Below are 14,985 nucleotides of genomic sequence, written 5' to 3' on the forward strand. Positions count from 1 at the left end.
GCTTTCTCTTATCATACTACAAAAGGGAGGTTTGCACCTCCCTTTTTTTGAATTATCTTATTTTCTTTTTCATTTGACGAATAACTGCAAATACAGATGCCAATACTGCTGCAAGTAACACAATCGGAGTTGCGGAATCTCCCGTAACCGGTTTGTTTCCACTGCTTGTATTGCTGTTATTACCACCACTGGTATTATTATTTTCAGGTTTTGGTGTCACACTTGTTTTCTCAACAAGTTTATCCGCCGCATCTGCCAATTGATGAATTGCAGCATCTACTTCTTCTTGAGTTGCACTTTCTTTATCCAGCATTGCTTTTGCATTTTTAAGTGCTCCTTCGTAAACCGTCCAACCCTCCTTTGTATAACCTTCCTGTTTGTAATATCCAATACATTCATCGTAGTATTTTTGCAGTTTCGATTTATCAACTGCTGTCGGTAATTTGGCAACTGTTCTTTCTTCCTCAAAACCACAGGCAACACAAGCTCTTCTTTCTAAACCTTCTTCTTTGTCTGTCGCCTCTTTCACTACTTCCCACTGACCAAACTTATGTCCCAAAGCCGGAATCACTGTGCTTTCTTTCACTGTTACACCACACTGTAAGCATACTACTTTTCCTGTAGCTCCATCTTCCGTACAAGTTGGTTCTTTTGCACCTTGAATTTCTGTTTTCTCATGTTCGCATGCTTTGAATACTGCTTCAATTGTAACATCTGTATCAGATTCTACTGTATAACGACTTACCGCGCCAACTGATTTTCCGTTTACAAGCACATCTTTGATAGAATAACCTGCATTTGCTTTTATCGCAAATGTTTTCAATTTCCCTGCCTGCACTTTCATCGTGCCATTTTCATCTAGTTTGCCCGTTACCGGTGTAATCATACCGTTTTCTCCAGCTTTTGTTGTCACTGTAATCATAATCGGCTCTGCTTTTTCATAAAGTGCAATCTCTCTCGCCGTAGGATGTTCTCCTCCTGCCATTGTCTTTGCAGTCAAACGAATCTTATCTGTCTTAATCACTTCTTTGAACACAGCATCCTGAGCCGCTGTTGAATTGCCTTGGTTTTTAAATGTTCCACTGCAGACCTCTTTCCAAACAGTCTTTCCGGCGTCATCTGTTCCTGTTGCCGCCTCAATAATATAATTTCCAACTGTACCAGTATCTCCCGCTTTTGGAATATATGTCAATTTTGCAATCTCTTTTGCTTCTTTCAGCGTCATCTCAACACTGATTCCGTTTGGATGATTTTTCAGTTTTCCAGCATCCCCCCACTGTGCATGCCAAAATGTGTCAAGATTTTCATCAAACGCATTCTCAATGCCCTGTTTATGCTCTGCTGTTTTTTCTTCCGATGTCGCCGTCACTGTCTTGTATACATCTTTTGGAAGTTTTTCTGCTGTCACATCTTCCGGCTGTCTTTCCTGATCTAAAATCGTAATCTTTGCTTTCGATGTAAATCCAAGAATCAGACCTTCATTCTTTGTAGATAATTCTTCTGTAAAGTACTGGTCTCCGGTATCTTTTGTATTCCGTCTCGTAATCACAACAACGTCTTTTTCTTTCTCTCCATCTGCAAATGTTACCGTTGCTGTTCCTTCTGTATCAAAATCATCTTGAATTGCAGTTCCCGGATTAGGCGCTACTGTCACAGTTGCCTCTCCCTTGCTTCCGCCGACACGAACTAATTTCATCTTCATCTCAGAATCTTCTTTCATCGTGTACTCTGCTTTCTCGATTCCTACCATTCCAAGACCGCCATTATTAATTACATATGCACCTTCTATACCAATTGCTTTGTTGTCATTGTTGGTAACTTCCAGTTTCAATGTATGTTCTCCGTCCTCCAAATCATCAGACGTGAAAATAATCTGACCAACCGCTCTCTTAGATGCATTCGTATTAATCTCCACTGCTTTTCCGTCTACTGTCACAGTTGCCTTTCCATGTCCGGAATCTAATGTACCGATAAGATATACTTTTGATCCTTTAAATTTCATTTCAAAAGAAGCACCTTTTTTTGCCCACACATTTGTGCCATTCAAATATTGACTTCCATCTTCCTTTGTCCACCCATTACTGAATGTAAATGCTTCATCTCTTTCATCAATGACCTGCATTCCTTCCGGAGCTGCTGATGGTGACTCAAAATCAGAAGTCGCTTTGTATACTCCTACTTCCGAAATCATCGGCACTTCTTTACTCGTTGTAACTGTAATACGAATTTTATCTGCTTTTACAACGCCTTCTCTGCAAAGTCTCTTTGCACCGATTGTTGTTCCCTGATCAAATACTTTCCAGTCACTTCCTTCATTACTATACTCTACTTTGAACTGTTTAATACGCTGGCCGAACTGAATCGCCTCTTCAATCGATACAACATCAAATGATTTCGTTCCGCCAAGATCTACTACTAGCTGACCTGTTGTCGTATTATCGTTCACAGTCCAATATGTATCATCTTTTCCATCTAATACATTTTCCGGTGAATAAGCCACATCATTACCACGCACTTCTGTTGCTTTTGCAGTTCCATGTGCTGCTAAGTTAGATTTGAACGTTTCTTTGATGTTCTGTCCAAATTCTTTCACTCTCTGTAAGATTGCCTCATCAATCTTTCCCTGTGTATTTGGAGGAATATTCAAAAGCAGCGGCGAGTTATGTCCAACAGAATTGAAATACATTCCCGCAAGATCCTCCACACTCTTTGGCGTATTCTTCGTTGTTCCCCAGAACCAGCCGGAAGTAATACGCGCATCACTTTCCGGAACCGTCCACTGGTTTCCGTCTTCGTAACCAACTGTGTAGGCGCCTACTTTTTTACTGTCAATTGTATTATTATCATAATTTACTTTTGATTTTGACCATGTCTCTTCGTTCGCATATCCGAGCTCATTTCCAATCCATCTTACTGTTGTGTAAGCTTCCGCCCCAAACAGCATACAGTCTGAATCAAATCCTGCTTCTTTTCCTTCATGTTTCTGAATGGTAGCGAACCATTTTTGAAATTCATACTCCTGATATCCGGCTCCGCTTCCTTTTGCACCGTCCATCCACACTTCTTTAAAATGTCCATTATTTCCATATTTTTGATTGCCCAAGATTTCTTCCAGCTGATTGTTATAATATTCATTATAATCTTTTGCATCCCGTTCTTTTACATCAGCCCAAGTTAACCCTTCAATCGGTTCACTTTTTCCATTTACAAGACGAACTAACGCTTTTCCATCTTTATCTTTATAGCCGTAACTGTCATCATGAATATCCCAAGGCGATAAATACAGTCCCATATCGACATCATACTTCGTACATGCCGCTGAAATCTCAGCCAACACATCTCCACCTAAGCCATTATAATTCTTTGATGCATAACTTGTGGACTCCACATCATACTCTGTATGTTTACTATTCCAAATACAGAAACCATCGTGATGTTTTGCTGTAACAATCAATTTTTCAAATCCTGCTTCTTTGATTGCTTCTACAAACGTATCTGCATCAAAATCTTCTTCTAATTTAAAAATCTCATCCGGCTTTTTGTCTCCATATTTTTCCCCCCACTCAATTTCATTGAAGGTATTCGGACCAAAATGGCAAAATGCCGCCAATTCTTGTTTCTGATACTCATACTGATTTGCATTCGGCACTACACTATCTTTTTTCGGCGCCACTGTATGACGATCTGCTAACTGTTCTTTTCCCACTAACGCACTTTCTCCCGCAAACGCCGTCATTGTTTCCGATGGTAAAAATTGTCCTATCATAAGCGCTGCCATCAAAAGACTAACTATTTTTTTCTTTTTCATAACGTTCCCCTTTCTTTTTTCAGAAATTTTAATATCAATATGCTTCTTATTTTATCACTAATACAATATTTGTTGCAATATCTTTGATTTTTATATACTTTTTCATCGTTTTGTATTATAAAATCGTTTCTTTATATGTTTTTAAACAATATTTTTGTTTGTTTTGCACAATTTTTTCTCCGCTCTTCCAAAAAAAGAAGAGCGATACAAGCTCTTCTCTCCGCCTATATCACTCTTCTTTCACAGAAGTATTTTAATCTTCTTTATTTTTCCTTTTTCCTAAAACAGCTAATGAAGATGCCGCTGTTGCCAACCAGAGCATGATTGATGCCGGATCTCCAGTTGTCGGAACTTTACTTTGTGTTGTTGTTCCATTTTGTGTAACTGGTTTCTTATCCACTACCACCTTCTTCAAATTCTGGACTGCCTTTTCCAAATCTGCTTTTGCTTGTTGTATTTCTTTCTGTGTTGCATCTTCTTTTGCCAATACAGCTTTGGCAGTGTTTAAAGCTTCTGCATATTCTTTCCAACTGTCTTTTGTATATTTAGCTTCTTTATAAGATTCCACACACTTATCATAGTATGTTTGCAAGGCAGATTTATCTACTTTTTCTGGTTCTACCGGTTTCTTTTCTACCAGTTTATCCATCGCTGTCTGAAGTGCTGCCTTTGCATCATTTACTTCCTGCTGTGTTGCTTTTTCATTTCCTGCAACTGCTTTTGCAGATTCTAATGCTTTCTTAAATGCTTCTTTTTCTGCTCCATCCTCATAGTTTCCTAAGTCTTTTCCTTCTGCATCTTTAATAACTGCATTTAATTGTGACTTATCTACTTTTTCTGGTTCTACCGGTTTCTTTTCTACCAGTTTGTCCATCGCTGTCTGAAGTGTCGCCTTTGCATCATTTACTTCCTGCTGTGTTGCTTTTTCATTTCCTGCAACTGCTTTTGCAGATTCTAATGCTTTCTTAAATGCTTCTTTTTCTGCTCCATCCTCATAGTTTCCTAAGTCTTTTCCTTCTGCATCTTTAATAACCGCATTTAACTGTGACTTATCTACTTTTTCTGGCGCTGGCTCTGTTTCACTGATTCGTTTAATCTCAAATTTATCAATCTGTGGTCCTTTCCCTGTATCTGGTGCTGTGAAAGAAAGCATTCCCGCTCCATCTTTTTTCACATCCAGTTCAAACGTTGTTGTTTTTACTTGCAATGAATCATTTACGTTTGTATTAGCTACAGCTGTTTGTCCTGCTACAACATTTCCATCTTTTTCTGCCCACGCAAGTTTATTTGTATCCGAACCACTTCTATAAGTTAATTTCACTTCATACTTACCTGCTTTTGCTGTGTAAGCATATTTAATATAGTCTTTATAAGCTAGACAATTTACATATTTACCATTGCTTGCCCAAGTTTCTTTTGCAATTTCAAGTGGCCAACTAGGATCTGAATCTGCATCCGTACTATTCACTAATTCTGTCGCATGCTCCGCCTCTAACGTCTTCACTTCATCTTTCTTTGTCGGGAACTCAAACGGATTCTTTTCTGTATATTTGAAGTCTTCTGCCACAAATGTAGCTTCAATCTTCACATCTGCCGCTACATTTTTCACTGTATAAGTTGTAACAGCTCCCACTGAAACTCCATTCACTTTTACATCCGCAACACGATAGCCTTCATTTGGCGTAATTGTAAATGTTGCATCCATTCCAGCTTCTACTTTATCTGGTCCTGTGATAGAACCATTTGTTCCTGCTGTTTTTGTCACATTATACTCAACTGTCTGTACTTCTTTTGCTACAATGTCAAACTTGTCAAGCTGTGGTGCATTATGTCCTTCTGCCCCTACGAAAGTCAACACACCTTCTCCAGGTGTAAGCACTTTCATTTCAAATGTCTTCTCATGATAAGCAGCCGCCTGATCGCTTGCACCTGCAGTAACATTCCCAGCTTCCACTTTACCATTTTCTTCTGTCCATTTGAATCCATTCTGTTCATCACCACTTCTATAACGTACTGTCACTGTATAAGTTCCAGCTTTTGGTGCGTTATAGTATAATTTAGCCTGATCGTTAGAATTCAAACAATTCAAGAACTTACCATTGCTAGCTGTCTGTTCTTCTGTTACTTGCAACGGCCAATTATTATCTCCCTCAGTATTGTTTGTGAGCTGCATCAATTCTGCTTCTAAAGTTGCTGATGCATCTTTCTTACTTGGGAACTGGAATCTGTTATTCTCGTCATAATTGCCTTTATCTTCTGTTTTCCCATCACGAATCACTACTCTTGCCGGTGTATTAAATCCTGTAATACATCCTTGAGATGGACTGTTTAATTCTACTGTAAACGCCAAATTATCTACATTTACCGTCTTAATCTGAACTTCAAATTTCTTTTCTGTCTCACCCTCCGCAAAAGTAAGCGTTCCCTTTGCATCTGCATTAAAGTGATCTTGAATTGCACTTCCTGGATTCACTGCATAATTTACAGTTGCTGTTCCTTTAGAGCCACCAAGACGCTTCACCGTGAATTCTGCCATAGACTCTTCATTCACTTCAAACGAAGTTGCTGACAAATCAAACATTCCTTTTCCTTCATTGTCTAATACAAGAGCTGCATCAAGTCCTGTTGCCTTATTTTTCGGAACAATTCTCAATGTATGCTCCCCATCTGACAGCGTGTCTGATTCAAAAATTCTTTGCTGTAACTTTCTTGTATCACCGTGAGTATCAATAGTTTTCACCAATTGATTATCGATATAGACATCCGCTGTACCATGATTTGGATCTATTGTTCCAAGAAGCCATATTTTTGTTCCCTTGAATTTAACGGTTGCTTCCACTCCCGATCCAGGATTTGCCCAGCGTCCTGTTCCTCCTGTGTATGCATCTCCAGAATCATTGCCCCAACTTCCTTTAAATTCAAATTTGCTATCTGTATCCTCTATAACACCAAGACCTTCCGGGATTCCATTTCCAAGTGCAAAATCTGCCGCCGCACGGTATACACCAACTTCGCTGATGATTGGCGCTTTATGCTCTGCTTTTTCAGAAGTCTTAACTGTAATCCGAATCTTATCTGCTTTTACTGGGTTCTTTCTACAAAGTCTTTTAGCTCCAACCGTCTTTCCTTTGTCAAAGAGCTTCCATCCTTCTGACCCATTTTTATACTCCACTTTAAATTCACTAATTCTTTGGCCAAATTGAATCGCCTCTTCAATTGATACAACATCAAACTGCTTTGTTTCGCCTAAATTCACTTCTAACGTTGCCTCTGTTGCTGCCGTTTTATCATCTGTCGTCCAATATGTCTCTTGATTGCCATCCAAAACTTTATTTGGCGAATATGCTTTATCATTTCCACGCACTTCGCTTGCTGTGCAGGTTACTTTTTCTCCTTTTGCAAGATTTGTAGAAAATGTTTCTTTTACTGCACTTCCAAATTCTTTCACTCGATTAAGAATTGCATCATCTACCGTTCCCTTATTGTTCGGTGGAATATTCAAAAGAAGCGGTGCATTATGACCAACAGAATTAAAGTACATATTCGACAACTGCTCCATGCTCTTCGGCAAATGTTTTCCATTGCCCCAGAACCAACCAGATGTAATACGAGCATCTACTTCCGGAACAGTCCATTTGTTTCCTTCCGCATATCCATTGGAATAATGGTCTGTCGGGTCACCTTTAAAATCATCCGCTTTTTGGCTAGGATCATTTTTAATCTTATTATCCTCTGTCAATATAGATTTTGACCATGTCTCATCTGCCGCCGCACCATCTTCATTTCCAATCCAACGAACTGTTGCATATGGACCTGCACCAAAAATCATACATTCCCCATCTTGCCCTTCATATTCTTGAATTGTATCATACCACTGTTTAATATTATAATCCTGCGGGTCTGCTCCTCCACCTTTTGCTCCATCCATCCAAATTTCTACAAATTTTCCTTTATTTCCGTACTTATCATTACTCAAAATTTCTTTCAACTGGTTGTTATAAAATTCATTGTAATCTCCAGGAGAATTGTTTCCATAAGATGGTTCATGAATATCCCACGGCGAAAGATAAAGTCCCATATCTAAATCCGCATCAGAGCAGGCTTTGGAAATTTCAGCAAGAATATCACCTCCCATGCCATCATAATTTTTCTTAGCATAGTCTGTCGATCCTACATCATATGTAGTATAATCACTGTTCCATAGACAGAAACCATCATGATGTTTTGCTGTAATAATTAACTTTTTAAAGCCCGCATCTTTAATTGTTTTAACTAATGTCTCCGCATCAAAATTTTCTTTCAGAGTAAAAAGTTGATTTGGATCTGTATTCCCATAATTATCTCCCCACTCTTTTCCTGTGAAAGTGTTTGGACCAAAATGACAAAACGCTGCCAATTCATCCTTTTGATACTTATATTGATTTTTATTCGGAACCGCTTTGTCTTTTTCCGGAGCCGCTGTTTTTTTATCCGTTAATTGCTCCTCTCCTACCATTGTTTTTTCTTCTGCCGAAACAATCATTGTTCCAAGCGGAAATGTCTGTCCAAGCATTGCACCAGCAAGTAAAAAACTAAGTATTTTTTTCCTTTTCATAATCTTTCTCCTTTTCCTTTTTAGAAAATTGTATATAACATTTCTATATCATAACACATTTGTATACAACAAACAACCTTTTGGAATTTTTAAATATTTTTTTATGCTTTATGCACTGTTTTCCTCTCATTTTTTCAGCATTTTTCATAAAATAAAAAGGAGCTATCGCTCCGTAGATGAATTTTCATCCACAGAGCCGATGCTCCCTTTTTTCTTTTTCTCTAGTTTTAAATCGTGTTCCTTTTCTTTTGCCTTCATATTTTCTCTTATGATTGCAAATTTATTTTTCATTTTAAACGGAACATACATCATTTTCTTTCCTGTTTTTTCTTTGATAAATTTCTCAAATTCTTCTTGCTTGCCTTCCACAAAACTTTTTCTTGGAAGCGGATACAAATCATCCCCCTCTATTCCAATATAATAATTTTTCTCATCCATATACAAAGCAGCAACTTCTTTATAACTTTTCGAAAACCCTTTTGAATCTCCACTATTTTTGATTCTGATCTCTCCATCAAAAAAACTAGTATCTACTTCCCAGTCATTTTGATAAATTTTATCATTTTTCTTTAATTGCATAACACCGATGCGATCCCTTGTACAAGCAAGCACACAGAACACAGCTCCAAACACCAAACACAGCCACATTGCCAATGAACCTTGTTTCATACCAGTTCCAATAATCAAAAACCCTACTCCGATGATTCCCAGACGCGCCGTAGCCTTTGGATGATTTACACGAAAAGAAAATTTTACAAAATCTTTTAAAAGTTCTTTTGTATGTTTCGTTTTTACTCTATATCTTATTGACATCTCTTATCTATTCTTTCTGCTCTTTTTGACGTATCTTTAATTTTAATTTTGCAAGTGCTAGTTTACAATCACGTTCTGTCATATTATTCTCACCTACAACATTCGTCTCCTCACCACTCGCACTTTTATTCATATCAACAACTCCATCTAAATAATCATTTACAACTACAAATTGTGCTACTGTACCATTAAATGTAATCCCTGTAACTGGAATTCCTCTTGACCCAATCTGTTCCATTGTATTTGTATAATCTACATGACTGTTTCCCCAACCATCACAGGAAAGAATTACACCGTCAGCTCTCATACACTCTGCCCATACAGCTGCTCTCGTTCCGACAAGCATTTTATCTTCATTTCCATCTGGCGAACCAACCAACATTACTCCCATTAAATCTACATCTGTATCTTTTGAAACAACATCTAACAACGGATCTCTAAAATGATGCAATGATGTTTCTTTTGTCGAAGGACCAATTCCCATAGTGCACACCTCCTACTGCATAGATCGGATAATACCATCTCGATATTCATTCGGTGTCAAAATCACCGGCATATTACCCATATCTATAATTGATTTACCACCTTCTACACCTGAAGGCTCTTTTGCAAATAAATGTGTATCATACATTGCGCCTTGTCCGGCCACCTGCTTAATAATAAGCACTCGTTTTTTACCAGGTCTTACGATATCATGATATTCATGACGTTCCGTACACAAATTCCCCTTAAATTTTTTTAGTTGATCCCGATAACTCTGAATAAATTTGTCACATGCTCTATGTGCAGCTGTCGGTCCTGGTCTTTCCTGCCCCATTCCCGCAGCCAGCGTTACATCAAACGATATAATCACATCCTCATCTCCAGGTGTCCCCGCTCGATTCAAATACAACATATCTTTCAGATTACCTTCAGAAGAACCAAATTCATGTGTCTGTTTCCCGTTAACATCCACACCAGTTAAAATGACATAAACTCCTGTAATCGTATGGGTAATTCCTTCGCCAATCTTTCCAAGCACTTTTGTAGAAATCGGTATAATATCCATCATCGTATTCGTCCAACGATCATGTTCTCCCGGTTTAATAATCTGGATATCAATTTTTTCAATCAATGGCTCTGACCCAACTAGCTCTTCTATCATTTCTTTGCTGACAGTCATTTTACCATCTGTTGTAATATGATTATGCTCTCCCCAATCCACTTCATTCATGTGGTATGCTTTAATTACCAAACGACGTAAATCCTTTTCTTTCTCTGCCATCTTTCACACCTCCCAGTCAGTTATCTAGTACCATTATACCGTACTATCTTTCTTTTTCCAACTGTTTTACTCTCTGTTTAGAAAAAGGACAGATGTAAAAACATCCGCCCTTCATCTACTAATAAATTAAACTTTGGCTACATATTCAAATGGCAATGGAACAATCTTTCCAGGTGTCTGGATTTCTACTAATTGTTCTAATGTTGCTTTTACAATAGCTGTCTGTTGTTCCACATTGTTAGGAGCACCAGCATTAGCACCCATAGGTACCAACGGAGCTACCGCACGTGGTGTACCAGTTTGACGTACAACTGGTGGAAGAGCTGCAATAATAATTGTAGGAATTCCAGCTTCTTCAATCGCTCTCTGCACCAATACTGCAGAGCGGTGGCAAGTACCTCAGCCAGCGGTGAGGACAACTGCATCTACGCCCTCTTCTTTGAACATCTGAGCAATAGCCGGACCAGTCTCATGTTTAAATTTCTCCTGGTTTCCACCACCACCCATGAAACCTGCGTGTACAGGTGCACAAGCTTTGATAAATCCTTCTTTTGCTAATTCGTGAATTCTATCAATTGGGAACATACAGTTGATGTCTTTATTAACATCACCATTGTCATATCCACCATGAGAAACCATTAATTCACTTGATTTCATCTGGTCAGTAATTTTTCTCCAAGTAAAGTCACCTGCAAGGTTAAATCTCTTGTCTTCTTTGTGGTGTACACCAGCTGCTGTAGCAAGAGCAATTGTCATGTCTTTTAACTCTTTTGTTACAGGAGTCCATACCATCGGCGGAGTAATCGGAACGAAAATTTCTGATTGCATTCCTTTAACAGTTGTTAAACTCATTTCTTATACCTCCTTGTTATTCTCTTCATTTTTGGCACGCATTTCTTCCTGGCGCCTATTGTAGACATCTAGGTTACTGACATATTTATCATTGGCTTCCGGACCAAGCTGCTCTATAAAACTCATGTTCCATGCAACTTCCTGTCCTACCACAAGCGGATAGTCCGTAATCAGCATTCTCATCGGAATCTTCAAGTATCCAAGACGACCTTTTAAGTCTATTGCAACACAGCCGTCATGAACTTCCACAATTACGCCTTCCATCTTAATTATCTTATCGCCATATTTCATAATTCGTCACCTAGCTTTTAGTCGTATTTTTCTTTTCTCTTTTCACTCATTGGTAATGACTGTTCATTAGCAACTAACTCGATTGGTTTTCCAGTTACGTTAGAGATTAATTCTACGTTTGTAGATTTTACGTTTGGATTCCATTTCTTTTCAGCTTTCTTAACTTCTGTTCCAGCCATAGCATCTTTTAACATTGCAAGAGCTCTGATAGCATCTTCATGGCAAAGTGTGTTACATGCAAGAACTTCGTTTTCGATACCTGATTCAGATTTGTTGTTATCTACCATGTGAGTCATGTATTTGTTACCAACAACAAGTGCTCCCTGAACTGCACAGAATGACATACCAACTACAGGAACGCCTCTCATACCGATTTGTTCATGGTGGCTTGCAAAGTCAATGTGGTTGTTTCCGAAACCTTCTGTTGTAACGAAAGCTCCATCTACGTCTAATGCTTCTACCATCATACCAACACGTTTTGATACATAGAATTTTTCTGCATTGATCTGAGGAGAACCAACAAAGATAACTCCACAAAGGTCAACTTCTTCATCATGAAGTACTTCAAGAACAAGTGGCTCTCTCCAGTAATGTCTTGACATTTCTTTAGAAGCTGGTCCGATACATGTTAATGCATGGATACATCCGTCTAATACTTCCAATGGAGATACCATAACCGGAACGTTTCCTAAGTCAACGTTTGGTTTTCCGCCAAGAATACCAACTGGCTCAACCGGCAGGATTAAGTTGTCGTGCATAGCACCTTGTCCCATGATTTCTTTTACGATAACAACTTTTTTCTTTCCTGGTCTTCTTACTTGCTGGAATTCTTCTGTATCTACGATAAGAGATTCATCAAGTTTCTTCAATGCTTCTCTGATTTCCTGAGTGATCACATCTGTTGCTGTATGAGCAGCTAACGGACCTGGTCTTTCCATGTTTGTTCCTTCTTTGATAACCACTTCAGTTTTAATGAAGATTTCACCTTTTTCAGGTGCACCCGGACGTCCCCACATAATGTTTTCGTCTAAGTATCCTTCTGAAGAACCAAACTCACCAATCTGAACACCATTTGCATCTGTACCTGTTACCATCATAACAACGCCGTCAAGCACTCTTGTAGCACCTGAACCGATTTCATCATCGCCGTCTTTTGTAGCGATTGGCTGAACATCCATGATTGTTTCTGAATATGTGTGGTACTGTTCTGGTGTAATAATATCAATCTTTAAGCTGTTAACAAGTTCCTGTGAAGCTACTGCTTCTTCTTCAATTCCTTCACGGATGTAAAGAGTTGTTCCCTCGATCTTTGTCTCTGGTCCTCTCTTAACTTCTGTGATGTTGAAGTGTTTTCTTGTAAGTGTTCTAACAACTTTTACTTCTTCATTGTTTGCTGCTGCCGGAGCTGCTTCAACTGCTGCTACAGCTTCTGCTGGTACTTCTACTGCCTGAGCTGCACCTGTACCGATTCCCATTGGTAACTCGATATCGATATCTTTACCTTCTCCAATATGAATCTTTAATGTTCCACCTGATACTGTTGTTGTAGCTGTTGCTGGAACTGCTGCTACTGGAGCTGCTGTTTCTTCCACAACTTCCTCTGCTGGTGCTGCCTCTACCTGCACAGCATCGATAACATCAGCTGTAACCGGTGTAAGAGAATCACAAGTTTTTGTAAGTTTTGCACCTAAGATCTGTTCGATAGTTAAGCAACCATCTAAATTTAATAGCCCTGAATCCACCAAATCATCAAAAATTGTTGGATCTTCTAAGTTTTCTGGGCCAATTGTAATACCTGCTTCTGCTCTACAGCATAATACTGCAGGATCCTTTGCATGTTCTTTACATGTTTCGGCTGTAATTGACATAATTTCTTACCTCCTTATTTTGTTTGTCCTCGGGTTTCCCCAGTGTATATATCCCAATCACTCTTCCGTCTCCGCAAAGATGATTCATCTAAGTTCTGGAAAATCGGGGGTTTTCCACGTGATTCGGCTGGTGATAGTTATACCGTTATCTAAATATCTTGTTCTACTTTTTTAGACACTCTTAAGTATCTGTAAAGCGGATGTCCAATTGTTCTCATCACGTGATCTGTCTGATGGAATACTTTCAAGCCCATCTTCGGCGCAGATCCCATAACTGTATTGGAACAGTCAGAGCAGTTACCAATTACTATATATTCACATTTATCTTTCTTAAACTGCATGCTGTTTTTAACTTGTCCAGGACAATTTCCCGGTCTTTCACATTTCAAAGCGCCGTTCTTCATCTCTGCCGCCTGTTTGCATCTTGCCACAGAAACAACTTTTGCATTCATCTTTTCTGCAATATCACGCATACGCGCTTCGTCTCCACCGCACGCACAGACAAGAAGTCCGATTGTTGCTCCGTGAAGATCAGGGAATTCCATTGTCACGATAATTCCACCTGTTGTCTTTGTAATCGGCGCATCAAATGTAGTTGCTTTTCCTGTAAACGGTCCGCCCATGATGATCTCACCATATACTCCATCAATACCGCCGGCTCTTTCAATAAGCTCTTCCACAGATGTTCCTACCGGAACGTCCATAAATACATGTGGCTGATTTCCACCGTTAAGCTTACCGATTACTGTAAGATTCTTACTGAAGCAAGGCTTTCTTTCATCAATTGCTTCTGCAACTCTTGCGAGTGTTTCCACATTGATAACGATAGATTTTGCTGCTGAAGGAAGCTGTGTCGGATCAAGTTCGATTCCAAGACACTCTCTTACAACTGCTCTTTCTTCGCCCATCGGATAAATGTCCGGCAGTAAATGAATAGAAATTGCAGGTTCATCCTTCAAAGCTTCTTTCAATGTCTGAACTGCTTTTGTATTTTTCTTTTTAATTGCAAAAATTGCTTTCGCAGCATTCGAAATCTCCATACTGTATTTCACACCGCGGATTACTTTGTCACATTCTTCTTCAATCTGCTGAATGTTGTGACGAAGTCCCGGTTCACACTCTGCTGCATTAATCAAAATATATCCACCTTCAAGGTCTGTGCCAAGTTTTACTCCTGTTGGGAATCCGGCACCACCCATACCAACTACTCCGGCAGCTTTCACCATATCAAGCTTGCTTCCTTCTTCAATTGGTACGAATTCATCTTTCTGTTCCTCGTCCGGTTTAATAATGATTCTGTCTTCCGTCACTTCAACAACTTCACCGTATGCACTGGAAAAAATATTAGCGCCAAGCCCTGTTGGTGTTGCAATCAGAGTTCCTTTTTCCACTCTGTCGCCGGCTTTTACAATCGCTTCACAAGGTGCACCTACATGTTGTCTTAGTAGAATCTGTAAATTTCCCATGACAATCTTCTCCTTTATATTTTATTTTT

General features: G+C 39.1%; 9 protein-coding genes. All 9 read right to left on the reverse strand.

Annotation, left to right across the window (positions count from 1 at the left end):
* Window positions 1-52: 52 nt before the first annotated feature.
* A complete protein-coding gene (locus tag BQ5364_RS13750) occupies window positions 53-3,808 on the reverse strand; it encodes an alpha-L-fucosidase (RefSeq protein ID WP_071144474.1) in 3,756 nt (1,251 codons plus the stop codon).
* Window positions 3,809-4,061: 253 nt separating this feature from the next.
* Window positions 4,062-8,402, reverse strand: a complete 4,341-nt coding sequence (locus tag BQ5364_RS13755) for an alpha-L-fucosidase (protein ID WP_083382859.1) — start codon at window positions 8,400-8,402, stop codon at window positions 4,062-4,064.
* Window positions 8,403-8,564: 162 nt separating this feature from the next.
* A complete protein-coding gene (locus tag BQ5364_RS13760; protein WP_071144475.1) occupies window positions 8,565-9,215 on the reverse strand; it encodes a YcxB family protein in 651 nt (216 codons plus the stop codon).
* Window positions 9,216-9,222: 7 nt separating this feature from the next.
* Window positions 9,223-9,699, reverse strand: coding sequence for a glycine/sarcosine/betaine reductase component B subunit (locus BQ5364_RS13765; RefSeq protein WP_071144476.1), 477 nt, complete (start codon window positions 9,697-9,699; stop codon window positions 9,223-9,225).
* Between the two features lie 12 nt (window positions 9,700-9,711).
* On the reverse strand, window positions 9,712-10,479 hold the full coding sequence (gene prdD, locus BQ5364_RS13770; protein WP_071144477.1) for a proline reductase cluster protein PrdD: 768 nt from the start codon (window positions 10,477-10,479) through the stop codon (window positions 9,712-9,714).
* A gap of 126 nt (window positions 10,480-10,605) precedes the next feature.
* Window positions 10,606-11,331, reverse strand: coding sequence for a D-proline reductase (dithiol) protein PrdB (gene prdB / locus BQ5364_RS17515; protein WP_083382861.1), 726 nt, complete (start codon window positions 11,329-11,331; stop codon window positions 10,606-10,608).
* A gap of 3 nt (window positions 11,332-11,334) precedes the next feature.
* A complete protein-coding gene (locus tag BQ5364_RS13785) occupies window positions 11,335-11,622 on the reverse strand; it encodes a CBO2463/CBO2479 domain-containing protein (protein ID WP_004615227.1) in 288 nt (95 codons plus the stop codon).
* 17 nt (window positions 11,623-11,639) lie between these two features.
* Entirely contained in the window at window positions 11,640-13,490 is a 1,851-nt protein-coding gene (gene prdA, locus BQ5364_RS13790; protein WP_022251020.1) for a D-proline reductase (dithiol) proprotein PrdA, read from the reverse strand.
* 149 nt (window positions 13,491-13,639) lie between these two features.
* Window positions 13,640-14,962: a proline reductase-associated electron transfer protein PrdC gene (prdC, locus tag BQ5364_RS13795; protein ID WP_318253558.1), complete on the reverse strand. Its 1,323-nt coding sequence runs from the start codon at window positions 14,960-14,962 to the stop codon at window positions 13,640-13,642.
* Window positions 14,963-14,985: the final 23 nt, after the last annotated feature.

It is taken from the genome of Coprococcus phoceensis (genome assembly GCF_900104635.1).
GTDB lineage: Bacteria > Bacillota > Clostridia > Lachnospirales > Lachnospiraceae > Faecalimonas > Faecalimonas phoceensis.